Source organism: Metabacillus crassostreae, assembly GCF_016908395.1.
GTDB lineage: Bacteria > Bacillota > Bacilli > Bacillales > Bacillaceae > Metabacillus > Metabacillus crassostreae.
Map to the genome: position 1 here is coordinate 1 of NZ_JAFBDU010000012.1, position 23,546 is coordinate 23,546.

Below are 23,546 nucleotides of genomic sequence, written 5' to 3' on the forward strand. Positions count from 1 at the left end.
AATCTAAAAAAGATGACCCCTGTTCAATACAGAGATCATCTTCTGAATGCAGCCTAGTCTTTTTTAAAATGTCCTTTACAAAGGGTACACTTTAATATCCACTCGGTCTTTTAGTAATTGTTATTATTCAGCAAAAGCGATAATTCCTTCATTTTCATCAAGAACGAGCTCTAAAGCTGCTGAATAAGGATCAATATTTAATTGTGTTTCAAGATAGAAGCGAAGTGCTTCGATCATATTAGCTGTTATTAATACTTGCTTACGATCATTCACATATGCTTCAGCAGAAAAGCCATAATCATCGTCATACATAAGCTCAACTTCCACTTCTTGAGGTTTAATCTCTCGTTTGTGTGCGATGTGTAAGCATAAAGCATTTATAATTTCCTGCTCAGTTATTTTTATTTTCCCCATGCTGTATCTTCCTCAGATTTACGCTTGTTTTTATAATAAGTAAAGATTTTACGAATAATAAAAATAACAGCAAAAATAGCTAAAACATTAACAAAAAGACCGATAATAGAACCTAGAATTCCTAAGTTACTAAGAAGTCCACCAAGTAATAGACCAGCTAGTCCTCCTAAAAATAAACCCTTCATAAGACTACCTGTTTTTGGCTTTGTTGTTGCACTGTTTTGATTAGTTTTAGATGAATCTTGTTTTTTAAATAATGACGGACTGTTTGTATTATTATTTGTATTAGAGTTAAATGATTTTTTACCAGATTTATAGCCTTTCGCACTAACAGTAGTTATTTGATCTCCAAGTAGAAATCCTCCAACTGGTGTGAATAGTAATGTTGTTACGAGCATTGCTGAAAATAATTTCTTTAACATGATGTGAGTTCCTCCTAAATAAATGCGATAATGTTTACTGAACAATAGTAATACGAAAATACTATGAAAAAGTTTCATTTATCTTGCTTAATAGTAAGTTATTTATTTTATTTAGACAAGAACATTATTTAATATTTCATTTACGATTTGTTTACTAACAAGAATGAGATCCGATGATGTGAACAAACAATCAGGAATAAGCCATAAAAATAGATCATTTTGATTCAGTTGAAGACGGTAACTGATTCAAAATGATCCATTATCTATTTTTACCCGTTACTAACCCATTTGATTTCACCTGATTGATCTTCATAATCTACATCAACATTGAAATTGTGTTTTTCATAAAAATGGACAAGTCTTTCTACATGGTCCCAATCTCTTTTAGCTATATCTCCTGTAATTTTTGGTATGTTTTGCTGAGTAGCTAATTCCTTTAAATAATCCATACAAATTGATCCATAGCCCTTGTTAGCAGGACCTTTTATATCCCCAATATGAATGGTTTTTTTATCAGTAAAAGTAGCGTGAATGGAAAAGTCCCAATTTCCTCTATATGGACTTTCACAATCACATAACATGATTTTACAGGATTGGTTGTCTTCAGGTGTATAGACAATGACTAATTTATCATCTTTTGTTTGGTCAACGCCTAGAACCTTGCTTTTCTTAGCGATTTCTTTTAAGTTATCTTGCAATCGAAATACCTGAAATTCTAAATCCTCTAATTCTTCCTTTAGTTCTTCAGGGTCGTTTGTGCGTTTATCATCTTCAAGTAATTTACTAATCATGTATTCCTTCTCCTTCCCTAATTATTACATATAAAGTTAGTTTAAATTATTTTATTCAATTTCTTTTATGTTTGTTAAAGCATGATAAATTTTTGATAAAAAAGATTGTCACAAACAGTATAGAATTATAAAGAATTTTACTAAGAAAATCAATATTATAATTCACGAAATGTGGATTAAATATAATTAGTAATAATGATTGGTACACAAATAACAAGTTTATCTATTATTAATAATGGGAATTAGACTACTAACTAAGAGGTAGGAGGAAGATTATATATGAGACAAGCTACATTAGACAAGAATAAGAAAAACAATAGCAAACTATTAAAAGGTATGATCGTTGGAGGTGCTATTGGTGGTTGTATTTCTTTACTTGATAAAAATACTAGAAAAAATGTATCAGAGAACGCAACGAACTTGAAAGACACTTCTAAAAATGTGATCACACATGTTAAAGAAAATCCTGGTGAGGTGAAGGACCAGCTTCTTGATCAGACAAAACAGGTAACAGACACGTTAAAGAACACAATTCAGGAAGCAAAGGAATTAGTGAACAAGATAAATTCTGAGGTTGTTGAGGACGCAAAAGAATTGACAGATGAAGCTACTTCATTTGCTGAGGAAGCGAAAGAAGATCTTCAGGGGATTAAATCTGATTTAAAAACGACAGGAACTCATTTAACTGAATCGAATGATCTTAAGCCAAAAACTCAAGCTGAGTTAAATGCTAATCTAAATCACTATTAATAAATTTAGGTTGTTTCGTTTACTTTGTTTGCTTTTAGTCATATGAAGAAAACATCACTTTATAAAGTCTAGTGGCATCGCATCTATTCTTCTTAGAATAGTACTTTTCTAAGATAAGAAACATTGTTACTAACAGGAAATTAAGGTAATTAGCAACAATCATTCAATAAAGAGCCTAAATGTAAAAGGAGAGGTAATAATGGAACATAAAAGCACTGAAGAAAAATCATCAAAAATAAGTCAAGTAGAGCAAGCGGTAGATAATCTTGGAGAAGATAAGTTAGATGAAATTTTAACAAATTTTGACTCATTTAAAGACTTTTTAGGTGATAAAGTCGTTATGGGAAAGAAAATGGGATTAACAGAAGAACAACTAGCAATCGCTGCACAAAAAGTAGGGAATTTCTTATCAAAGCATGAACAAGCAAGGAATAGAGAAGAAAAATTATTACAAGAATTGTGGTTAGTGGGTTCTGAAGAAGAACAACATATGTTATCACATATGTTAGTAAAATTAGTGAGGGATTAAAAATAATTAAGATCAAAGAGTTGGGGATCTCATGGTTAATGGTGAGTTCCCTACTTTTTTGTTTCAAAGCATTCATTTAGATGTATTACGATTGAAGCTTTATGCTATGGATTTATTAAACATTTTAGCAAAGATGTTAATTTTCTTTACTTATAGTGGAGGTAGTGGCGGGAAATGAAGAAAATTAGAGCTTTATTAAATCGAAAATGGATATGGTTGTATCATTTTTGTTATTATAGTCACGACTGTGAGTATATACCATACATATAAAACTTTACCAAGAGGTATCTCATATGAAAGTCCAACATATAAAGTTGATGATGTTGAATTTATATATGACCTTACGTATAAAGATAAAAATAATGACCAAGTGATCGAACATTCAATTTTTAGTAAAATTAATGAAACGATAAGAGGAGCAAATGATTTTATCGTGATTGACATGTTTCTATTAAATAACTATGTTGATGGAGGTCAGGATTTTCCAAATCTAAGTGAAAATCTTATAGAGGAGCTTGTTAACCATAAGAGAAAAAATCCAGATATAGAGATTGTGATTATAACAGATAAAATTAATACAAGTTATAGCTCACATACTGTAGAGCAACATGAATGGCTTGAAGAAAATAATATTAGTGTTATCTATACAGATTTAAATAAACTAAGAGATCCCAATCCGATTTATTCAGGAATATGGAGAAGTTTTTTTCAGTGGTTTGGACAAGAAGGAGAAGGATGGCTTTCTAATCCATTAGCAGAGGAAGCTCCTAATGTTACTTTAAGATCTTATTTGAAATTATTGAATATAAAAGCAAATCATAGAAAAGTAATTGCTACAGAAGATTCAGCTATTATTACTTCAGCGAATGCACATAATGCAAGCGGCTTTCATTCTAACATAGCTTTTAAGGTTAAGGGACCAATAGTTAATGAGATTATTCAATCGGAACAGGCAATTGCTAATTTTTCAGGTAATGATAAAAAATTTCCACAACAGGCATATGAAGATAAGGAGGAAGGACGTTTATCTGTACAACTGTTAACTGAAGGGAAAATTCAAAAACACCTTATTAAAGAAATTAATGGTACAAAAGAAAAAGATACCATTTGGATGGCGATGTTTTATTTGGCAGACACAGAAGTGCTAGAGGCATTAAAATCTGCAGCTTCACGTGGAGTGAATATTAATCTTATTCTCGACCCGAATCAAAATGCATTTGGTTCAGAAAAGATGGGACTACCTAATTTGCCTGTGGCAGCAGAGCTAACTGAATTATCAAATGGGAAAATAAATATTCGTTGGTATAATACAGGTAAAGAACAATTTCACTCTAAATTTATTTTTATGGAAAAAGGTAACGAAAACATTATAATCGGTGGCTCTGCAAATTTCACTGAACGAAATTTAGATAATTACAACTTAGAAACTAGTTTGAAAATTACATCAACAACTAATAATGAAGAAGTAATAGAAGAAGTAAAAAGATATTTTAATAAACTATGGCATAACTCTAACGGAACATATACATTAGATTATGAAGAATATCAAGAAAAGCTACCACTATTTAAATATGTGTTATACCTAACTCAGAAACTATTTGCTTTCACAACATATTAACTAAGGTGAGGCTGAGATATAATTCAAGAAATTATCAATAAAGACGAATGAATCTAAATCATTCTAAAATATTCAATATAATACTACTGTTTCTATTAATCAATTAAGCTGGAAAAACAAGTTCGATCCATTGTGCTGCATACACACATTTCGCGGGGGAGATAGCTTCGCCTGCTTAAGTCTCAGCTTTCCTTTATTACCGTAGAAGTCGAGTGCCTTTTTCGTCATTCCACTAGTTCTTAAAAAATAGTATGCAATATCAAAAAATCTATTGAAAACAGCAAAATTAAGACCCGAACTATTAGGAGAAAGAATAATTGAAGGATCACCTAATAATTCGGGTATATCAGTAAGCTTAAATAATTATGCCACAGCCTCAATTCTAAATTACTCAGCTACATTATATATTCATGTCTTAATAAATCACTACTGCTCTATTTTTGGCTTCTTTATTAATTCAGCTTCAATAATATATCTTTGTGGCGCCGGTCCGATATAAGTAAAAGGATAACAAGTTATAAGAGTTAAGGTGCTTCTAGGACGCGGAACAATGACTGTATTGTCATCTTTATCAACAATTCGAATCTTCTTGATCTTATAAATGAAATAAATATCACTTCGTTCAATAAGAAGTTTGTCGCCAATTTCTAACTTTTCAAGATTACGAAAAAAAGTATCACGATGACCTGCTAAAACAGAATTATTTTCCTCCCCTGGTAAAGGAGTTGATATAACATGACCAATTCCCTTTTTTAATACCTCTTTACTATCTCCCTCAAATATAGCGATTGTTTGGTCAAGTTTAGGAATTGTTAATGAACCAAGTTTTTCTCCTTCTTGAAAAACTTGAGCAGTTACAGCAACTGATGGAGCTTGTTTTGTATTTTCTATCTTATTGTTAACGATTTTTATATTGTTATTTTCTTCAGATTTTAAACCATATAAAATCCAATAAAGCTGATAAGAGAAAAAGGCAATTCCGATAACAATTAGAAGAATAGACAGACGTTTACTCATTTACTGTTCCTTTATTGATCGTTTAGGATAGAAGAATCCAATTAATCCAACAGCTATAATTAAAAGTCCGAACAACATATTTAACCATAAAGAGGATGCAGTGTCTGGTAAACGGTTATGGTGTAATGCAATTAATTCTCCAGCTATATCCCCAAGTTCAGCAAATTCAATACCAGATTCAATAAGGAACTCAGAGCTTAACATTTCTTCAGAAAATTGCATGTCTAATAATAACTCACCACTTGTGTCGTAGAAATTGATAACAAGCTGATTTCCATACAATTCATCCATATTAATTAATTCTTTAAAAGTAACAGCTGTTTCTACACCGTTATTATCTTTTAAATAAAATTGTGGTTTAAGCTGTAAAGTGCTCATCATATCTTGAAGTATTGTAACTAACTCATCTTCTTGTGCTTGTGTTAATTCTTCCTGTGCATCCATTGTTAAATATGGATCAAGTCTAGCTACAATTTCCTCCATTTGTTGCTCTAGTGTTTCTTGATTAAGCTCCATAAAATGTGTAAATAATGTTTCAACTTCTGCATCTGTTAACCCTATGAGTGCTAGAAAATCTTCAATTTCTGATATTTCACTATCATGATCACTGTAAAAACTAATTGCAAGATCAAGGTCTTCAATAAATACGTAATCTTCGACAGTTTCACCAAATTCAGATAATAAAACATCTAGCTCGGGTCGGGTTATTTCATAGTCAGTTAAAAGTTGTTCTAAATTCTCAGGCGTAATTGGTGTTCCTAACAGTAATTTTAAATCTTCTGTTGTTTCAATTTCTTCTAATGTCAAATCGTATGTTTCTTTTAAGTAAGTAGTTAATTCTTCCTTTGTCCATCCTAGATCTTCTAAGAGTGTAATAACTTCTGATTCTGGCGGAGCTGCATGTACTGTTTGGAAGCCAAATAGTAATAATAAACCTGTTACAAGTAATAATTTCTTCATGGTAAGAACCTCCGATTTAAATTATGTACTCTTGGTATTATTTGATAGGGATAAGTAAATTATTCTTGATATTGAGGTATGAATATTTATGTAGCAGTTAAATATAGGTAAAAGACGTATAGGGTGGAGAGGTTTTTTTATGAGTGATTATAGCGTGGATATAAAGGAATCTATTCAAAGAAAGTTTATGAATTCAGCAGATTTAGTGTTTCAAAAACTTGAATCTAACACTTCATTCTGTGAATTTTGTTATTTAAGCAGCATTTGCGATAAACAAAAAATTCATCAAGATATATTTACACCTTTTTTTGAAGAAGAAGATATAAAAGAGTATAGAAGCTATATCAAATCATTAGCAGGGATAAAGGTTTTAAAGGAAAAGGACGATCCAACGGAGTTATTAATAAGAGGTTCAATGCTACTATTTTTCCAATCTGAAATCTTAACTCTAGAAGTAAAGCAATTTGTAAATAAAACAATACCAGATACTACAATTGAAACAACAATTCAGGGACCGCAAACAGGTTTAAGCGAGGATTTAGAAACAAATATAAATATCTTGAGAAATCGTTATCACCAAGTAACATTAGCTTTTGAGGATGCGATCATTGGAGAGAAATCGCAAACAGGGATAAAAATCATTTATGATTCTAATGAGGTTGATCAAAGCGTATTAAAAGAAGTCAAAAAAAAGCTAGACTCTTCAAAGGTTGATGTCATTCAGTCTGCTGGTCAATTATCCAGATTAATGAGTGCTAGAAAAACCACATTATTTCCAACAATCGTGATTACCGAACGCCCTGATCGAATTGCTTATAATTTATCTAAAGGGAAAATCATTATCATGCTTGAAGGAACGAGGTTTGCGCTTGTTATTCCCTCCGTATTTTTTGACTTTATGAGCTCGATGGATGATATTTACCAGCCTTATTGGATTACGAAATTTCTGCTTGTTTTACGTTATTTCGGTTTAGGTGTTGCCATATTATTACCTGCAATTTATGTAGGAATGACTGCTTATAATCCTGAGCTGTTTCGGGTACAACTTGCATTATCAATTGCTGGTAGCAGAGCCGGTGTTCCCTTTCCAGCTTATATTGAAGTGTTATTTATGCTAATTATGATGGAATTATTAACAGAAGCGAGTTTACGATTACCAAAAGCGATTGGACCAACTGCTACTACAGTAGGTGGACTTATTTTAGGACAAGCTGCTACTGAAGCAGGACTTGTTAGTAATATTATGATTATCATTGTATCGGCGGTAGCCATTTCGAATTTTGTTATACCAATTAATGAAATGAGCTTTGCGATGCGTGTTATTAAATATTTGTTATTATTTTTAGCTACTATTCTTGGATTAGTAGGTGTACTTATTGGGTTACTAGCAATTATTTATTACCTAGTTAACTTGAATAGCTTTGGAAAACCGTATTTACAAATATTTCTTCGCGAAGAAATGAAAGAATCAAAAATAGGAAGTTGATTATGTCAAAAAGATATATATATATGATGCTTATCTTAAATATGCTAACAAATATCGTAGCGTATGTTCCTAAAATGTTGCTTGAACAGAGAACAAGTGGATCAATTTTAGCAATTCTTTTAGCGGTACCAGTTGGAATGATAATTATCTACCTTTATACAAAATACTTAAGTGAATTTCCGTATATGGGTTTACCCGAAATATTAGAAAAATACACATCAAAATGGTTTCGAATTACTTACTTAGCTGCACAAGGAATTTTATGGTTTATAGCTGGACTAATTACTTTGCTAGCGTTTACTAGTATTTCAAAACAATTTATTAACCCTGATATGAATGAGCTATTAATTATATCGTCTTTTTTAGCTCTTATTATATTTGGTGCTGTGATGGATTCGAAAAAAGTCCTCTTTGCAACAGAAATTATCTTATTAGTAAATTTACCATTAATAGCTTTTGTGATTTATAAGTCTTATACAAATGAATATATGATGTGGGAATCAATCCAAATAGCAGTATCCTATTTCTCAGAGATACCAAATATACAAACATTATCTACTGCATTATTTGTGTACAGTGGTTATGCAAATTTAGTGATTTTTAATCGGTATTTTAAAGATGTTAAATTAAAATACTTATGGTTAGTAGGACTTCTTGGACTTATAACATTAGCTACAACTTATTTCATTCCAATCGGCTTGCATGGCTTCGATGGAGTAGCATCCTTTACCTATCCATGGATCGCAACGACAGATGCAATAAGAATAGAATTGTGGATAATTGAACGGGTAAGTATTTTATTTTTAGGATTATATATAAATGTATCTATTGCAAGTGTTATTCTACACTGGCATGTTGCTCTTGAACAAATCAAATCAGTTGTTCCGAAGTTTGAAATAAAGAAAAAAAATATAATGCCTTTGCTTATTGCGAGTATATTTTCAATTATTGCTATCTTTTTTCAGCTATTTGTAGAAGAGATATTTGTTAGTAACCTTGCGAAACTATGGCTCCTTCTTCTTTTACCCGCACAAATAATAGGCTTACTTTTGTTAAAGTGGATTTTAAAAAGAAAGGAGAGTCAAAGCTAAAATGATAAAAAGATTGCTTTTAATGACCATTATCCTGTTTTTGTTTCTCACTGCTGGCTGTGGTTATAAAGATATTGATAAACGTTTTTTTGTCGTATCAATTGGTGTGGATAAATCTAAAGAGGAAAATAAGTATGATGTTACATTAAAGCTTGCAGTTCCTTCTAATGAATCGAAATCAGGAAGTGATGAAGCAAAAATTATTACAGAATCGGCCCAATCAATTTCAGAAGCAGTACGATTAATGAAGTCAAAGGTTGATAAAGAGTTTGATTTTAGTCATGCAAAAGTAATTATTTTTGGTGAAGAGCTTGCAAAGGGAGAAGACCTTGAGCATATATTTGATTGGTTCGAAAGACGTCGTGATATAAAGGATATAGCATGGGCCGCAATTGGAAGTCCAACAGCTTTAGCGATTTTAGAAGCGAAACCAGTGGGGGAACGAATTCCATCAAATTCACTTTTTCTAACTTTTAGTCGTGCCGGAACGGAAACGCCTTATTTACATACTGTTTATTTATTTGATTTTACAAGAAAACAGGTAGAACGTGGTGTTAGTCCTATTTTACCAATAATAAAAACAGAAGAAAATGAACTAGCTATTAATACAATCAGTATATTTTCAAATATGAAGGAAGCTTTGGTGTTAGAAAAGGAACAGACGAAATTTCTTAATATGTTATTGGTGCATGCATCGAAATTTGATATTAGAGTAGATAATGAAGATAAAAGACCATATTTTATTTTCTCAACAGATAATGTGAAAGCAAACTACGATCTAATTGTGAATGAAAAATCTCCAAGTAAAATTTCCTATAGAATAAAAGTTACTGGAGTTGTTGAGGAAGCATTTGATAATTTAGAGGAGACAAAAATAACAGAATATGAAAACCTACTAGAAAAACAATTAGAAAGTAAAATTCATAGTTTATTTAAGTTACTACAAAAGGAAAAAGTTGATCCAATTGGATTTGGGTTAAAATATCGTGCTCTGAATAAAGGTAAAGAGTCAGAAAAGATAGAAGCATGGAATAGCATTTATTCAAATTTAGAATTTGAAATTAATGTAACCGCTGAAATGGATCATGTTGGAGTGATACATGATCAAGAAGAACTACCAGAATAATCTTTTTGTACAACTAACAAATTTCCAACTGCTATCATAAAAAGAAAGTAGAATGTAGTTGGAGGAAAATAATGAATATGAGAATAGGACAGATAAAACCACATCATGCACATCGTTATTTTACAAGAACAACAATAGACAATGGGCATTATCATTTTGTTGAAGGTTTTACTAGAACAGTAAATGGGAATGCGCTTGATCAACATTTTCATTTGTTTAGAGGTATTACCTCTTATGAAAATAACCATTATCATCGATATTATGGTAAAACAGGTCCTGCTATTCCTATGGAAAATGGTGATCATTACCACATTATTGAAGATCGAACTTATTATAATTATGATCAACCATTAGATGTGGAGTTTGGTGGGGTTCTATATTCTGAGGAAGAACGACCTAAACATGATCATAATTTTAAAGGTAATACATTTGAAACAGTTGGGTATGACCCATTTCTATTTCAAAATTAGAAGTAGAGGGAGGAAGTGAATTCCATCCCTCAAAGTACTTTTATTTGTAGATTTTTGATCCAGCCTCAACAAATTCTAAGGCTTTTTCCTGCATTCCCTTTTCAATTAAATCTTCCTCTGTAACACCATCTTCTTTTGCTGTTTTTCTGATATCATGTGATATTCTCATAGAACAAAATTTAGGGCCACACATTGAACAAAAATGTGCGGTTTTTGCTCCTTCTGCAGGTAATGTTTCATCATGGTATTCTCTTGCTCTTTCAGGATCGAGTGACAAGTTAAATTGATCGTGCCATCTGAATTCAAAGCGAGCCTTTGATAGAGCATCATCACGATTTTGCGCACCTGGATGACCTTTTGCAAGATCTGCAGCATGTGCCGCAATTTTATAAGCGATAACTCCTTCACGCACATCCTCTTTATTAGGTAATCCAAGATGCTCTTTAGGTGTAACATAGCAAAGCATAGCTGTTCCGAACCAACCAATCATTGCAGCTCCAATAGCAGAGGTGATGTGATCATATCCTGGAGCAATATCTGTTGTTAACGGTCCTAATGTGTAAAATGGTGCTTCCTTACAAATTTCTTGCTGTTTATCAACATTTTCTTTTATTAAATGCATTGGTACATGTCCAGGACCTTCAATCATTACTTGAACATCATATTTCCATGCAATCTCAGTTAATTCTCCTAATGTTTCTAATTCTGCAAACTGTGCTTCATCATTGGCGTCTGCAATAGATCCGGGACGTAACCCGTCACCAAGAGAGATTGTAATATCATATTTTGCTAGGATTTCACAAATTTCATGAAAGTGAGTGTATAGAAAGCTTTCTTGATGATGTGCTAAGCACCATTGAGCCATAATAGATCCACCCCGAGATACAATCCCTGTCATCCGATTAACTGTTAGTGGAATGTATCTTAGAAGAACACCAGCATGAATGGTGAAATAATCGACACCTTGCTCAGCTTGTTCTATTAATGTATCTCGGTATATTTCCCAAGTTAAATTTTCGGCTATTCCATTAACTTTTTCTAATGCTTGATAAATGGGTACAGTTCCAACAGGTACAGGGGAATTACGAATAATCCATTCTCTTGTTGTATGAATATCTTTTCCTGTTGATAAATCCATTATATTGTCAGCGCCCCATCTAGTTGCCCAAGTCATTTTCTCTACTTCTTCTTCAATGGAAGATGAAACAGCAGAATTTCCAATATTGGCGTTTATTTTCACATGAAAGTTTTTTCCGATTATCATAGGTTCACTTTCTGGATGATTAATATTTGCAGGTATTATTGCACGACCAGCAGCTACTTCTTTACGAACAAATTCTGGATCCATTTGTTCCCTAATAGCGATAAATTCCATCTCAGGAGTAATAACTCCTTTTCGTGCATAGTGAAGCTGTGTTACTCTGTTTCCTTCTTTTGCAATTAAAGGCTTTATATGATGTGAGGGAAAAACTTCTAAGTTAGATTGATTTCTTTCTGTTTTGTACCCATTATCTTCAGGTTTAATGGATCGACCTTCATATTGTTCAACATCATTACGACTTACTATCCATTTTTCTCTGACTCTAGGTAAACCCTTCCTTATATCAATCTCTGCTGTAACATCTGTATAAGGACCGCTTGTGTCATAAACGCGTACATTAGGGTTTACTTCCTCACTATATGTATTTTTTGTAACTTCTTGTGAGATTTCTCTTACAGGCACTTGAATGTCAGGGTTGCTACCTTGAAGATAAACTTTTTTACTTCCTGGAAATGGTTGTTTAATTTTAATGTTCATCCTTACTCCTCCTTATTAATAAGTACTAAAAATCTTTTTGATTCAGCGAAATATCAGGGGAAGGCAAAATAAAAACGGGTTCTGATTTTCAGAACCCGTTTAAAGGATGTAGGTAAAAATTGTAAATAAGGAACAGTAGAGGACGTCCTTACTACAACTGTTACTACTTCCCTACGCTGGTATCATCCAGATCAGGTTCAAAGGGTCAAAGAACTTCTAACGCGTTCTTCTCTCAGTCCAGGCTAATGGACTCCCCTAGTAGAAATTGGTAATTTCTATTTAATTCAGTTTTATCATAACACATATCATTTACAAGTCAACGGAATATTTTAATGATTCAAACTTAATCTATTTAGTTTAATAAAAGATCTTATAAAGAGGTTAGGAGTTAAAAGATGGGGATCTAGTAGGTTTTATAATTGGGTTTTATTCGCAATCAAAGCCTGGTGAAGCCTATATTCATGTTGTAGGAGTTCACCCTAATTGTAGGAACAGAAATGTAGGGGAAAAGCTATATGAAGTTTTTCTCAATTCAGTTAAAAATAGAAAAATACAAAAGGTCACGTGTATAGCATCACCTATAAATAAGCTTCAATCTCATTTCATAAAAAAATAGGGTTTATGATTATAGAAGGAGATTAAAATGATAAAGATGGAGTATCATTTCACTCCAATTATGAGGGTGAAGGAAAGGATCGAGTGTTATTTGAGAAGATATTATTTAAAAGAGGACGGTAGGTAGATTTTTCGAAAGAATAGCATTATCTTATCTATTTTATGTTTTTACTTCCGTTCGATAATTAATTACTTAAATATGAACGAAAGTAAAACATGTTATTTTTTTGTTTGTTGAAGATGCAATTTTTCGAATCTTTCTTTCCATTCAAGTGATAATTCCTCAAGTGAAAGTATTTTTTCAATTTGTTTCATATCCTTTTTATTATGGAAATAGGTATGATGGATACTTGCAACAGATATTTTTTTGTGGTGCTTTTCAATGATATTGATTTTTGAGTTACTTTCTATTTTACCTTCTTGAAGAACTCTGAAAAAATAACCAGTGTATCCGTGTTCGACAATTTTATTAAGAAGCGTATTGATATTTGTATATTTATTGATAGTTGAGCAAGGAAAACGCCCCTGTGATACCTGTAAAATTGTATCTCCGATTTCTATAATATCTCCAATATGTATGTCAGTTTCTTTCATACCAGTTAATGTTAGATTTTCACCAAATGCAGCCTGAGTAAGTGGGGTTTGGTACATGTTTTTCCAAAATGCATAATGCTCATATGGATAAACACAAATAACACGTTCAGATCCACCATGGAATTCATGATTTTGTACGTCATCACCAATAATCCCATTATTTGTTACCTCGAGATAATCCACTTGATTTTTACTTATTCCAGATCGAAATTCCTTTCCTTTAAAAGTAAGAGTTGTAGGTTTACCTTTACTAAGCCATACCAATTGAAAGGCCATATAATCACTTCCTTTTTTTCTTAAAAAACTAAAAGAGAGACATCCTCAAAAATTTACGAATCTCTATTATTATAAACAGGATTTCGTATTTTATTGAGTTGGTCTCTTAAGTTTGTTCATATTTTTATTTTTCAATTAGTTTATTTTATTTTTCTTCAGGTAATGAATGTTGATTTTCAAACATTTTCATGTTTAATAATTCATCTAAATGTTGGCTGGCAATCAATGTTCGATGCGAGTCGATGCCGTCTTCTTTTGCTATTATAAATAATCTGTTGCGGTATTCTTCGATAACTGTATCTATTGATTTCATATATATTGAACACCTCGCATGTAAGCATTACTAGTAAAATAACCCTAGTAACTCTATTATCGTATATTTTTCCCTATTGTAAAGGGTTTAAGAGGTTTTTTATTATATTTTTATGAAAAAAATGTAAATTAATAATGGGTTTATATTTTTTTGGAGAATATGTATATTTATTAAAGGAGAAAAGTTCATAGAAGTTGGTGGTTAATGTTATTGATAAATTTAATTTTTAGCAAATAAAACTTTAATAAAGCAAAATTAGTAACCGCTACAGAACCGTTTTGGCTATCTGTAGCGGTTAGAGTGATTAATTTCTTCCACGTCCTATATTGAACTGCGCATTAAGCTGACCTCTTAACATTTTTTTTCGAACATCTGCATCACTTTCTCTTTGTTTCTCCTTCAACTTCATTTCTTTAAGAATTTCAGTTGTTTGCACACCGTCCTCTCGTTTATCTGCAATATCCATTAGCGTTTCAATATCAATAAAAGAATATTTTCGAGTTCCTCGTTCATTTCGGTATGGAGCAATCAATTTTCTTTCTTCATAATATCGAATTTGTCTTAAAGTCAATCCTGTTAATTCACTAACTGTTCCAATTGAGATGACCTTCTTATCCTTGTAAGAGCGGTCTTGATGATTCATTTAATTCCACCCCTTTTACGTGAACTCTTTATACAAGTATATCTTGTATTTTTAAAAATGACATATTTATTGTCAGAAAATCTCACGTATAAAGTTTAAATTAAATATACAGTGTTAGTATTTGTAACAAAAGAAAGGTGTTTTATAACTAGGTGTTATAAAATGAAGTTGTAAATATTCAGGAAGGATCTTCATAAACTGATTTAAGTCAAAGTAGAATAAAGGCATATATGGGGGGATGAAAAGGGATTTATAGAGCTTGTGCATTTGACTGATATGGATGAATTTGTGCGGTTAATTGTTTCATAAGATGATCTAAATACCTTTTAGAAAATAATAAAGTCACTTCTTCAAAACGGTCTTCCTCCGTATTATAGATTGCGAGAATTTCTATTTTTTGTTGAGTGAGCTTAACCATATTTAACTGAAATGCCTTTGGTTCAGTCAAATTAAGGAAATAAACAGTCATATTTGATGTTGTCTCTTTCATAGCTATTACTTTTATCAATTTCTTTTCAACTCCTATTAAAGTTGAAATTAGTTTTGACAATATTACAATAGCTTAATCAAATTTAAATAAATTTAATAACATGAAAGAGAATCTTAACATTCTGTTAATCGTTCTATAACAATTATGAAGTAAATTGTAGATAACAAAAAAAATAATTGGAGTTGAACGCCATGAGTAAAATGTTGCAAAATGCACTTGAAGAACAAAGAAAATATTATTCTCAGAAGTTATTGGCTATAGGAGTTTATAATAAGCAAGTGATGACTAAAATGACACTCACAGAATTAAAGAATGAATACAATTATTTTTATCACAATGTACCAAAGCTCGAACGTAAAAGTTCAGCTAATTAGAAAGTGGAGAGAAACGTTTTTTAAAAGCTTTTGACTGTACTTATGAAAAGCTTAGTGAGCTGTTCCGTTAAATGAGGTGAATTATTTTTAATTGGTTTTGTTAAACAATTCTCAATCCTTTCTAAAGTAATGCTTATGTAGGTATCTAATAGGTAAGAAGAAAATTGTTTTACTCCAGCTTGCTTCTGTTTTAATAATAACTCTATTTGTTCCTCTATAAGATTATCCTCAATATAATGAAAAAAAAGCATCCTGTCTCCAAAAGGCGGGATGTTTCTATGTTGAAGTATCCATTGGCAACAAATAATTGGTTTTAAGGTTGCTAAATATCCTTTTGTTGTTGGATTCTTCTTTAGGAGCTTGTTATTTTGCTTTGCGATATTAAGATAATGATATAAAGCCGTGTCAGGTGAAAATGCTTTAGATGAAAGATCAATTAGTTGATTTAAAAAAACTCCATCTATACAGTATGTAATGGGTGATTGAAGCCATTCAAAAAGAGAGGGATTTGATTTATTTAGCAATTTTAGCGCCTTTTTTAAGTCCCACCCATTTAATTCAATTTTATTTTCTTCACAGATGTATTCAATCACATCTTTTCCTTCATAAAGTTGTAGATACCAATTTTCTTGATGCATATAAACAAACCTTACATCATAATCACTATTAGGAGATGAAATCCCCCATGCTCTACTACCAGCTTCACATGCATATAAAATCCTTATATTATGATTTTTTACGAGCTGCTGTAATTTTAGGCGAATTCTTGATTCCACTCGATTTTCCTCCGAATATATTAAGTATTTTTAATTATTCCACTTTTTCTTACTTATATCCTTTAAATATTGATAAAAGAATAGTAAAATTAACAATGTGTGGAAAATTTCTTTTTAAAAGACGTAGTTAAGAGGGCGATGGTATGAGATCTTATAATGAGGAAGAGTTACAGAGTGCATTGGATTTGTTTCGTGTTTTTGCTAGAGCATTTAAAAGCATTTCAGAGCATTCGATACGTGATAGCAAGGAACATGGCTTTAATCCAACAGAATTCGCGGTATTAGAATTATTATTCACAAGGGGACCGCAAAAACTACAGCAAATTGGATCAAGATTGCTATTAGTAAGTGGAAATGTCACATATGTTATTGATAAGCTTGAAAAAAATGGCTTCATTTATCGTGAACAGGATCCTAAAGATAAACGATCCATTTACGCAAAATTAACAGAAAAAGGCCAAGAATATCTAGATCAGGTATATCCAATTCATGCAATACGAATTGCTCGTGCATTTTCTGGATTATCCTCTAAAGAGCAGGAAGAATTGAAAGCGCTTTTAAAGAAGGCGGGCATACATTCACAACACCTATTATTCAGGTAATAAACAGCTAAAACGCATAAACATAGATTTCGTATTTTATGAGCTTCAGAGGTTGAAAAAAACCTTGTTTACCTCGATACTCAACTAGGTAACACCTTTCATCACTGGACTTTGAACAATATATGTTAAGCGTTTTCAATTGTCAGAAGGGCTTGTAAATATACGTTGTCTACTAACTGAGACTCATATTTTATGAGTCTATTTGTGTTTCTATGAATATTAGTTATCTTTTTTTATAAAGATTAAATCTTGATTTGAACTTTTATTATTGCCTTTCTTAATTAATGAGCAATTTAATTGAATTCAAAAACCCTTGTAGATATGCTAGTTATGCATAGTTTATCAAACTTGGAATGAATGAAGAAAAACATGTTAAAACTTGTAAATGGTATATATAAACTTTATTATCTGAGTATCACTAACTGAGTAAGTTAAAAAAACAAATAACCTACACTTTATAATTAAAATTGTTTATGTACTTATCATCAATTTGTTCTTCAGTTATTAGACATACATATTTGAGAGGGGTAACTAAATGAAAATAAGTAATTTTTCAATAAGGAGACCGGTATTTACAATTGTCACGATGTTACTTGTGTTTATATTAGGAGCTGTTTCAGTATTAAATATCCCATTAAAATTAATTCCGGAAATTAACCCTCCAATTGGAGTGGTTGTTACAAACTATCAAGGAGCAGGCCCAAATGAAGTTGTAGAGAAAGTTTCTAAACCTCTAGAAGAAGCTCTGTCAACTGTTCAAGGAATTGACACGATTACCTCGACTTCTCAGGAAAATGCTAGTTTAGTGTTAATGCAATTTTCGTGGACAACAAAAATAGATGATGTTCAAGACGAAATTAGAACCAAAATGGAGGATGCTCCTTTACCTGATGATGCTGGAGATCCTCGTTTTTTGAAATTTGATCCTTCTCAGTTCCCGATCATTCAACTTTCTTTTACATCTGCTGAAAGTGCTGAACAACTTCAGACACTAGCAGAAGAGTTAGAACAAGAGTTAACGAAAACAGAGGGAGTTGCAAGCGTAAATCTTTCTGGATTAACGACTGATGAGATCAGTGTCACTCTCGATCAAGAGAAGCTAAGAGACTACAAAATTAGCCAATCTGAGATAGTTGATGTAATAAGAGCAAATTCCGTAACTACTCCTGGAGATACTGTTGTTACAGAAGGAAAGCAATTAACAACAAGAGTCATGAGTACAATTGATTCTCTTGATGTGCTAAAAAATATTGTGGTGAAAAAAGATCCTGCAGATGGAGAAAATATTTCCTTACAAGAAGTTGCAGAGGTGAAAATTACACCTCAAAAGTCTAATACCATTACTCGTGCAAACCAAGAAGCTTCCTTACTAGTAAGTGTATTACAGCAGTCTGATGCAAATACAGCTGCTGTATCAGATGCCTTTCAGAAAAAGCTATCTGAAATGCTCGAAGAAGATAGATATGATTCAATAAGTGCAGATATCATCTTTGATCAAGGTGAATATGTTGATCAAGCAATAGGTAATATGGTTAATACGTTAATTGTTGGTGGGCTACTCGCAATGCTTATTCTTTTTGTTTTCTTGAGAAGTGTAAAAAGTCCATTGATTATTGGTGTAGCAATTCCTTATTCAGTTATTGTGACTTTTGTATTGATGTATTTCTCTAACTTCACATTAAATATCATGACATTAGGTGGTCTAGCACTCGGAATTGGAATGCTTGTAGATAATGCAATTGTAGTTATTGAAAATATATATCGACATCTATCAATGGGGAAAAATCCGAAGGAAGCTGCATATGAAGGGGCAAAGGAAATGGGTCCTGCGATTATTGCTTCAACCTTAACAACGGTAGCTGTGTTTATTCCAGTAGTATTTATATCAGGTATTATTGGAGATCTCTTTAAAGAATTTGCTTTAACCATTGCATTTAGTTTATTTGCCTCATTATTTGTAGCATTAACTATTGTCCCAATGCTAGCAAGTCAGCTGTTGAGAAAACCACGTGAAAATAAAGAGGAGATTCGTCGTGAATCTTCATTTATGAAATCTTTAGATCAATCAATAAGCTGGGCTTTACGAAATAGAGCGTTAGTTTTGATTTTAACACTTCTATTATTTGTGGGAAGTATCTACGGTTTATCCCGAGTTGGATCAGTATTTTTACCAAATACAGATGAAGGTTTCTTCACTATTGATGTTGAGTTGGAAAATGGAACAGCACTTTCTGAAACAAGTAAGGTTGTTGAAGCACTTGAAAATGAACTGGAGAATGAGGAGAACATTGATCTATATGTAAGCTTAATAGGATCCACACAAGAGGAATCTTTTCGTGGAACAGGTAGTACGAATATAGCAGAGATTTATGTCAAACTAAAAGAGCTTGATAACAGGGATGTTTCTACTTTTGACTTTATTGATGATATTAAAAAGTCTCTCGAGCAGGAAGCTAATTCTATTAACAAAACATCAGAATTATCATTTAACACTCAATCTTCTACAGGCTCAACCCCCAACACATTAACATTTAATGTGAAGGACACGAATAAAGACAGATTAAAAGAATCTATAAGTAAAATAGATAAAGCCTTATTAGAATTGGATGATGTAGAGGAATTAAGTAATGATCTTCAAGAAACGATTGAAGAAATCCAAATTATCATTGATCGGGAGGAAGCACTTAATAATGGTTTGAGTCCCGCTCAAATAGGAATGGTTGTTAATGATGTAACACGTGGTACTGATGCTATTCAAATCACAAATGCAGATAATAATGAAATTTATAGTGTTAATGTTCGCTATGATGATTCTGTAAGAGAAAACATAGATTCACTTAGAAAACTGCTTATAAAAAAACCTGATAATAGCTTTGTTGAATTAGGCGAAGTAGCAGCTATTGAAGTTGGAGAAGGACCAGTATCCATTCAGCGTATTGATAAACAAGTTGCTGTTCAGTATGATCTAAGATTTAATAACTCAACAAATTTGGGTGAAATCTCCAATTTAGTTGATGAAAAAATTGAAGAATTAGATCTTTCAGATGATACAGAAATAACATTTGGAGGAGACAGAGATCTACTTGAATCTTCGTTAGATGATATGCTGTTAGCATTTGTGTTAGCGATAGTCTTTATATATATTGTTATGGCTGCTCAATTTGAGTCATTTAAATATCCATTAGTTATTATGTTTACAGTTCCACTGATGATAATTGGTGTAGGAATTGCGCTAGTATTAACTAATTCACCAATTAGCTTAACAGTAGTTATAGGTATTATCGTTTTAGCAGGGATAGTTGTAAACAATGCAATTGTTATAGTGGATTATATAAATCAAAAGAAAGCACAAGGCTTTAAAACCCATGATGCTTTAACTGAGGCAGTTAAGGTAAGGTTTAGACCGATATTAATGACAGCTTTAACAACAATTTTAGGGCTAGTGCCGTTAGCATTAGGCTTGGGTGAGGGAACAGAAATTAACAGGCCAATGGGAATAACCGTTATTGGCGGGTTAATCTCAAGTACTTTTCTAACACTATTTGTCATTCCGATCGTCTACAGCTTATTTGATAAAGAGACGAGAAGAATGAACAAGAAATATGTAACACCAGATGGACAGCTTATTCCAGCATATTTATTGGATGACAGACTAATAAAAGACGAGGAAGACGTACGTATAGAGAAAGAAGAGAAAGAACAATTACCTGCACCACCAGAATCAACCTCTAAGTACGAAAAACAAGACATGGTTACTATGCTTGAACAGATTATTGATATTGTAAAAGATAAAAAATAACAAAATGAGAGGCTAGGACATAAGGGCGATCGTTCAATTAAACTATTGCTATGTCCCAGCCTTTTCTACTTTTTTATTGTGTTAAACCGTTAATAATTGTTCTGAGTGTTTCATCCTGTGGTCTTGTGAAGTAGTTATTAAAGGGGCATCCAATGGTATCGAGTCTCTTTAAAACATATTCAATTGTGTAATCTTCAACAGAAAGGTATTTATTAATTTCTTCCCATAATAATGGAGCTGCGATGTAGGCACCTTCTTTTTTTCCGCGAAGTGAATATGGAGCAATAATTGTTTTACCTTCTGCATGTTGAATATAATCAACATATAGTCTATTACCGCGATTTTTCTTCATTCTTTCAGTTGTAAAATCCTCAGGAAAGCTTGTTACAAGATATTCAGCTATAAAAGCAGTAAATATTCTTGTTTCATCATATGACAGTGAATTTTTAGAAAGAGGTATATGAATTTGCAAGCCTTTATTTCCTGAAAGCTTAGGAAATGTAAGCAAATCAAATTGATCAAAGACTTTCTTCATTTCTACAGCGGCTTTAACAGCTAAGTGAAAATATTCTCGTGATGGTGGATCAAGATCAAATACGATTTCTGTAGGATGTTCTGTATCAATGGTTTGAAATGGAATATGAAATTCAAATGCTAACTGGTTTCCAAGCCAAAGTAAGGTTGATAAGTTATTACAAATAATATAATTTATATCATCATGAATTTCTGTTTGGATAAATTCTGGTGCATAATCCGGGCAATTTTTTTGATAAAAGGCTTCTCCAAACATTCCATGAGGAAACCTGATAACTGTTAATAATTTATCTTCTAAAAATGGAAGCATAAACTTAGAAACTTGATATAAATAGCTTAGAAAGTTCTCCTTCTTAACATCCATTGTTTCCCATAGAGGTTTATCGGGATGAGTAATTGATAGCTCCTTGTGTAAAGGTGCAGTTGATAGAAGTAACATATCCCATGAGCATTCCTCAATCTGCTTTTCGAAACGAAAGGTAAAAAAAGAAGGCTCGCGTAATTGATTTTTATATAAAGAAAGAAATTGTAATTCAACAACTATGGCAGGAGACATTTCAATAAAAGCTGCAGTTTCTGTTTTTTTGTTTTCCTTTAAAATAGTAATAAGTGCATCACGTTCAGCGCTAGAAATTCCATGTGAAAAAACACCAACTGAAATGATGTTGTCACGGTTGAAAACTCCTACATGGAAGTATCCATTTTCCTTATCATAGCCTGTTATAAAGAAAATTGCTTTTTTATAATTTTTAATTTTTAACCATTGTTTTGAGCGAACACCACTTTCCCATTTACCATTAAGGTGCTTGGCGATAATCCCTTCACCATCTTCAAGGCGTATTTCTTCCCACAACGCTGTATAGTTCGTTGTATATGGAACATACTGTAAAAGATTCTGATTTGAAGGATCGATTTTAGTAGGAAGCTCGAGTTCCATAAAAAGATTATGAAGCCATTTTTTCCTTTCACCAAACGGTTTTCCAACAAATAAAGTATTGTTTGTTTCTATTATGTCGAAAGCAAGAAATCTACAAGGATTTGAATTTGATGAATGTGCAATTTTTTCTGAGTTTTTTAGTCTTCCTCTAATTTGTAATTTTTCAAAGTCTGAGTAATGTTTTGAAGTAAGATATGTAATCTCTCCATCCATTGATAAAGGTAAATAGGGTTTGAGCTTTTCAAATTGCTCTTTTACTTCTGAAATAATTTCAGGAAAGCTATCGTTTAATGATTTCTCATTTCGACTAGTTAATTGGATTGAATCCAGGGTAATAGTAAGAATAGCTCGAAAACCATCATATTTGGTTTCGTAAACCCAATCTGTGCCTTTAGGAATTTCAGTATTTAAGGTCGGTAGCATTGGTTTCAAATTGATCATCCTTATATATGTCATTGTTTTTAATATGAACAGATTTGCACTAATTCATGAAAGGAGTTTGTAAAGAATGAATAAAGCTGTTTTTTTAGATCGTGATGGTGTCATTAACGAAGTGTTAAGTAATAGAGTGAAATTTGTCAATAAACCTGAACAAATGTACTTGTTAGAAGGAGTAGGAGAGGGGATAAAACTGTTAAATGATGCTGGATATCTAGTTTTTGTTGTAACAAACCAGGGTGGAATTGGCTTAGGTTATATGAAGGAGGAAATGCTTCTAAAGGTACATGAAAAAATGAAAAATGATATTGAAGAATATGGAGGGAAAATTGACGATATCATTTATTGTCCACATAAGCCACATGCAGGATGTGCTTGTCGTAAGCCTGAACCTGAAATGCTTCAGCAATTAGCTAGAAAGCACGAGGTAAACTTAAAGGAAAGTTTTATGATTGGCGATCGAGATGTTGACATAACGGCTGGGAAACAAGCAGGAACAAAAACGATACTAATTGGGGATGTGGAAGGCTTAGCAGATTTTCAATTTGAATCACTATATGAAGCGGCTACTTGGATAATAAAAAATGTAACCTGATATAAAAACGGTTACATTTTTTTGTTGCGTCTAATTACAGAAGGTGATATTCTAAATATGTAGATTTGTTGAAAACGATTACAATATT

The 23,546-nt window shown here is 32.1% G+C and carries 24 protein-coding genes, 1 pseudogene and 1 riboswitch; of the genes and pseudogenes, 13 read left to right on the top strand and 12 right to left on the bottom strand.

All coding sequences use genetic code 11. From position 1 onward, the window contains the following. Positions 1–123 precede the first annotated feature (123 nt). The 3 genes from JOC75_RS21630 to JOC75_RS21640 form a co-directional block, all read right to left on the bottom strand. On the bottom strand, positions 124–414 hold the full coding sequence (locus JOC75_RS21630; protein ID WP_146947356.1) for a YxcD family protein: 291 nt from the start codon (positions 412–414) through the stop codon (positions 124–126). Then, on the bottom strand, positions 402–836 hold the full coding sequence (locus JOC75_RS21635) for a hypothetical protein (RefSeq protein ID WP_204956058.1): 435 nt from the start codon (positions 834–836) through the stop codon (positions 402–404). Before JOC75_RS21635 ends, JOC75_RS21630 begins: the two co-directional genes overlap by 13 nt. A gap of 269 nt (positions 837–1,105) precedes the next feature. Further along, complete coding sequence (locus JOC75_RS21640; protein ID WP_204956059.1) at positions 1,106–1,627, bottom strand: hypothetical protein; 522 nt, start codon at positions 1,625–1,627, stop codon at positions 1,106–1,108. A 279-nt stretch (positions 1,628–1,906) separates the two neighbouring features. On the opposite strand from JOC75_RS21640, the gene JOC75_RS21645 reads away from it, so the two are divergent. The 4 genes from JOC75_RS21645 to JOC75_RS24390 all read left to right on the top strand — a co-directional run bounded on the left by JOC75_RS21645 (position 1,907) and on the right by JOC75_RS24390 (position 4,524). Then, a complete protein-coding gene (locus JOC75_RS21645) occupies positions 1,907–2,377 on the top strand; it encodes a YtxH domain-containing protein (protein ID WP_204956060.1) in 471 nt (156 codons plus the stop codon). 199 nt (positions 2,378–2,576) lie between these two features. Further along, positions 2,577–2,906: a DUF3243 domain-containing protein gene (locus JOC75_RS21650; RefSeq protein WP_204956061.1), complete on the top strand. Its 330-nt coding sequence runs from the start codon at positions 2,577–2,579 to the stop codon at positions 2,904–2,906. A 31-nt stretch (positions 2,907–2,937) separates the two neighbouring features. Continuing rightward, positions 2,938–3,084, top strand: coding sequence for a hypothetical protein (locus JOC75_RS21655; RefSeq protein WP_204956062.1), 147 nt, complete (start codon positions 2,938–2,940; stop codon positions 3,082–3,084). A 69-nt stretch (positions 3,085–3,153) separates the two neighbouring features. Then, positions 3,154–4,524, top strand: coding sequence for a phospholipase D family protein (locus tag JOC75_RS24390; protein WP_338036620.1), 1,371 nt, complete (start codon positions 3,154–3,156; stop codon positions 4,522–4,524). A gap of 426 nt (positions 4,525–4,950) precedes the next feature. Here the strand turns inward: JOC75_RS24390 and JOC75_RS21665 are convergent, their stop codons facing one another. Both JOC75_RS21665 and JOC75_RS21670 read right to left on the bottom strand, forming a co-directional pair. Continuing rightward, entirely contained in the window at positions 4,951–5,541 is a 591-nt protein-coding gene (locus JOC75_RS21665; protein ID WP_204956063.1) for a class D sortase, read from the bottom strand. After that, the gene (locus JOC75_RS21670; protein WP_204956064.1) at positions 5,542–6,501 is read right to left on the bottom strand and encodes a processed acidic surface protein; all 960 of its coding nucleotides are present in this window, start codon (positions 6,499–6,501) and stop codon (positions 5,542–5,544) included. A gap of 139 nt (positions 6,502–6,640) precedes the next feature. On the opposite strand from JOC75_RS21670, the gene JOC75_RS21675 reads away from it, so the two are divergent. From JOC75_RS21675 to JOC75_RS21690, 4 genes are all read left to right on the top strand, one after another. Continuing rightward, positions 6,641–7,987, top strand: a complete 1,347-nt coding sequence (locus JOC75_RS21675; RefSeq protein ID WP_204956065.1) for a spore germination protein — start codon at positions 6,641–6,643, stop codon at positions 7,985–7,987. 2 nt (positions 7,988–7,989) lie between these two features. Next, a complete protein-coding gene (locus JOC75_RS21680) occupies positions 7,990–9,078 on the top strand; it encodes a GerAB/ArcD/ProY family transporter (protein ID WP_204956066.1) in 1,089 nt (362 codons plus the stop codon). Between the two features lies 1 nt (position 9,079). Continuing rightward, a complete protein-coding gene (locus JOC75_RS21685; RefSeq protein WP_204956067.1) occupies positions 9,080–10,204 on the top strand; it encodes a Ger(x)C family spore germination protein in 1,125 nt (374 codons plus the stop codon). Between the two features lie 71 nt (positions 10,205–10,275). Beyond that, positions 10,276–10,674 carry a YmaF family protein gene (locus JOC75_RS21690; protein WP_204956068.1) on the top strand — a complete coding sequence of 133 codons (399 nt, stop codon included), beginning with the start codon at positions 10,276–10,278 and terminating at the stop codon, positions 10,672–10,674. A gap of 40 nt (positions 10,675–10,714) precedes the next feature. Here the strand turns inward: JOC75_RS21690 and thiC are convergent, their stop codons facing one another. Further along, positions 10,715–12,472 (bottom strand): phosphomethylpyrimidine synthase ThiC, encoded by a 1,758-nt coding sequence (gene thiC / locus JOC75_RS21695; RefSeq protein WP_204956069.1) that lies wholly within the window; start codon positions 12,470–12,472, stop codon positions 10,715–10,717. Between the two features lie 151 nt (positions 12,473–12,623). Continuing rightward, a riboswitch (TPP riboswitch) is annotated at positions 12,624–12,739 on the bottom strand. Between the two features lie 136 nt (positions 12,740–12,875). Between thiC and JOC75_RS24520 the strand changes: the two are divergent. Further along, positions 12,876–13,088 (top strand): annotated as a pseudogene (locus tag JOC75_RS24520) (GNAT family N-acetyltransferase); the annotation flags it as partial. Between the two features lie 218 nt (positions 13,089–13,306). Here JOC75_RS24520 and JOC75_RS21705 read toward each other — a convergent pair. From JOC75_RS21705 to JOC75_RS21720, 4 genes are all read right to left on the bottom strand, one after another. After that, complete coding sequence (locus JOC75_RS21705; protein ID WP_204956070.1) at positions 13,307–13,957, bottom strand: MOSC domain-containing protein; 651 nt, start codon at positions 13,955–13,957, stop codon at positions 13,307–13,309. 145 nt (positions 13,958–14,102) lie between these two features. Then, the gene (locus JOC75_RS21710) at positions 14,103–14,270 is read right to left on the bottom strand and encodes an aspartyl-phosphate phosphatase Spo0E family protein (RefSeq protein ID WP_204956071.1); all 168 of its coding nucleotides are present in this window, start codon (positions 14,268–14,270) and stop codon (positions 14,103–14,105) included. 304 nt (positions 14,271–14,574) lie between these two features. Continuing rightward, positions 14,575–14,913, bottom strand: coding sequence for a MerR family transcriptional regulator (locus tag JOC75_RS21715; RefSeq protein ID WP_204956072.1), 339 nt, complete (start codon positions 14,911–14,913; stop codon positions 14,575–14,577). 250 nt (positions 14,914–15,163) lie between these two features. Beyond that, positions 15,164–15,421 carry a hypothetical protein gene (locus JOC75_RS21720; RefSeq protein WP_204956073.1) on the bottom strand — a complete coding sequence of 86 codons (258 nt, stop codon included), beginning with the start codon at positions 15,419–15,421 and terminating at the stop codon, positions 15,164–15,166. A 173-nt stretch (positions 15,422–15,594) separates the two neighbouring features. Here JOC75_RS21720 and JOC75_RS21725 point away from each other — a divergent pair, with 173 nt between their 5' ends. Further along, the gene (locus JOC75_RS21725) at positions 15,595–15,777 is read left to right on the top strand and encodes a Fur-regulated basic protein FbpA (RefSeq protein ID WP_204956074.1); all 183 of its coding nucleotides are present in this window, start codon (positions 15,595–15,597) and stop codon (positions 15,775–15,777) included. Between the two features lie 20 nt (positions 15,778–15,797). Here the strand turns inward: JOC75_RS21725 and JOC75_RS21730 are convergent, their stop codons facing one another. After that, positions 15,798–16,553, bottom strand: coding sequence for a DNA polymerase beta superfamily protein (locus JOC75_RS21730; RefSeq protein ID WP_204956075.1), 756 nt, complete (start codon positions 16,551–16,553; stop codon positions 15,798–15,800). Between the two features lie 143 nt (positions 16,554–16,696). Here JOC75_RS21730 and JOC75_RS21735 point away from each other — a divergent pair, with 143 nt between their 5' ends. Together JOC75_RS21735 and JOC75_RS21740 are read left to right on the top strand one after the other, a co-directional pair. Further along, positions 16,697–17,155: a MarR family winged helix-turn-helix transcriptional regulator gene (locus JOC75_RS21735; RefSeq protein ID WP_204956076.1), complete on the top strand. Its 459-nt coding sequence runs from the start codon at positions 16,697–16,699 to the stop codon at positions 17,153–17,155. 535 nt (positions 17,156–17,690) lie between these two features. Further along, a complete protein-coding gene (locus JOC75_RS21740) occupies positions 17,691–20,954 on the top strand; it encodes an efflux RND transporter permease subunit (RefSeq protein ID WP_204956077.1) in 3,264 nt (1,087 codons plus the stop codon). A 73-nt stretch (positions 20,955–21,027) separates the two neighbouring features. Here JOC75_RS21740 and JOC75_RS21745 read toward each other — a convergent pair whose 3' ends face one another. Beyond that, entirely contained in the window at positions 21,028–22,866 is a 1,839-nt protein-coding gene (locus JOC75_RS21745) for a DNA ligase D (RefSeq protein WP_239589618.1), read from the bottom strand. A gap of 67 nt (positions 22,867–22,933) precedes the next feature. Here JOC75_RS21745 and JOC75_RS21750 point away from each other — a divergent pair, with 67 nt between their 5' ends. Beyond that, positions 22,934–23,458, top strand: coding sequence for a D-glycero-alpha-D-manno-heptose-1,7-bisphosphate 7-phosphatase (locus JOC75_RS21750; RefSeq protein WP_204956079.1), 525 nt, complete (start codon positions 22,934–22,936; stop codon positions 23,456–23,458). Positions 23,459–23,546: the final 88 nt, after the last annotated feature.

Coding starts and splice junctions, on each gene's coding strand:
- JOC75_RS21685 (WP_204956067.1), top strand. CDS start 9,080: ATGATAAAAAGATTGCTTTTAATGACCATTATCCTGTTTTTGTTTCTC.
- JOC75_RS21705 (WP_204956070.1), bottom strand. CDS start 13,957: ATGGCCTTTCAATTGGTATGGCTTAGTAAAGGTAAACCTACAACTCTT.
- JOC75_RS21750 (WP_204956079.1), top strand. CDS start 22,934: ATGAATAAAGCTGTTTTTTTAGATCGTGATGGTGTCATTAACGAAGTG.
- JOC75_RS21630 (WP_146947356.1), bottom strand. CDS start 414: ATGGGGAAAATAAAAATAACTGAGCAGGAAATTATAAATGCTTTATGC.
- JOC75_RS21740 (WP_204956077.1), top strand. CDS start 17,691: ATGAAAATAAGTAATTTTTCAATAAGGAGACCGGTATTTACAATTGTC.
- JOC75_RS21675 (WP_204956065.1), top strand. CDS start 6,641: ATGAGTGATTATAGCGTGGATATAAAGGAATCTATTCAAAGAAAGTTT.
- JOC75_RS21715 (WP_204956072.1), bottom strand. CDS start 14,913: ATGAATCATCAAGACCGCTCTTACAAGGATAAGAAGGTCATCTCAATT.
- JOC75_RS21710 (WP_204956071.1), bottom strand. CDS start 14,270: ATGAAATCAATAGATACAGTTATCGAAGAATACCGCAACAGATTATTT.
- thiC (WP_204956069.1), bottom strand. CDS start 12,472: ATGAACATTAAAATTAAACAACCATTTCCAGGAAGTAAAAAAGTTTAT.
- JOC75_RS21725 (WP_204956074.1), top strand. CDS start 15,595: ATGAGTAAAATGTTGCAAAATGCACTTGAAGAACAAAGAAAATATTAT.
- JOC75_RS21690 (WP_204956068.1), top strand. CDS start 10,276: ATGAATATGAGAATAGGACAGATAAAACCACATCATGCACATCGTTAT.
- JOC75_RS21645 (WP_204956060.1), top strand. CDS start 1,907: ATGAGACAAGCTACATTAGACAAGAATAAGAAAAACAATAGCAAACTA.
- JOC75_RS21635 (WP_204956058.1), bottom strand. CDS start 836: ATGTTAAAGAAATTATTTTCAGCAATGCTCGTAACAACATTACTATTC.
- JOC75_RS21735 (WP_204956076.1), top strand. CDS start 16,697: ATGAGATCTTATAATGAGGAAGAGTTACAGAGTGCATTGGATTTGTTT.
- JOC75_RS21665 (WP_204956063.1), bottom strand. CDS start 5,541: ATGAGTAAACGTCTGTCTATTCTTCTAATTGTTATCGGAATTGCCTTT.
- JOC75_RS21650 (WP_204956061.1), top strand. CDS start 2,577: ATGGAACATAAAAGCACTGAAGAAAAATCATCAAAAATAAGTCAAGTA.
- JOC75_RS21680 (WP_204956066.1), top strand. CDS start 7,990: ATGTCAAAAAGATATATATATATGATGCTTATCTTAAATATGCTAACA.
- JOC75_RS21745 (WP_239589618.1), bottom strand. CDS start 22,866: ATGATCAATTTGAAACCAATGCTACCGACCTTAAATACTGAAATTCCT.
- JOC75_RS21670 (WP_204956064.1), bottom strand. CDS start 6,501: ATGAAGAAATTATTACTTGTAACAGGTTTATTATTACTATTTGGCTTC.
- JOC75_RS21655 (WP_204956062.1), top strand. CDS start 2,938: ATGGTTAATGGTGAGTTCCCTACTTTTTTGTTTCAAAGCATTCATTTA.
- JOC75_RS21640 (WP_204956059.1), bottom strand. CDS start 1,627: ATGATTAGTAAATTACTTGAAGATGATAAACGCACAAACGACCCTGAA.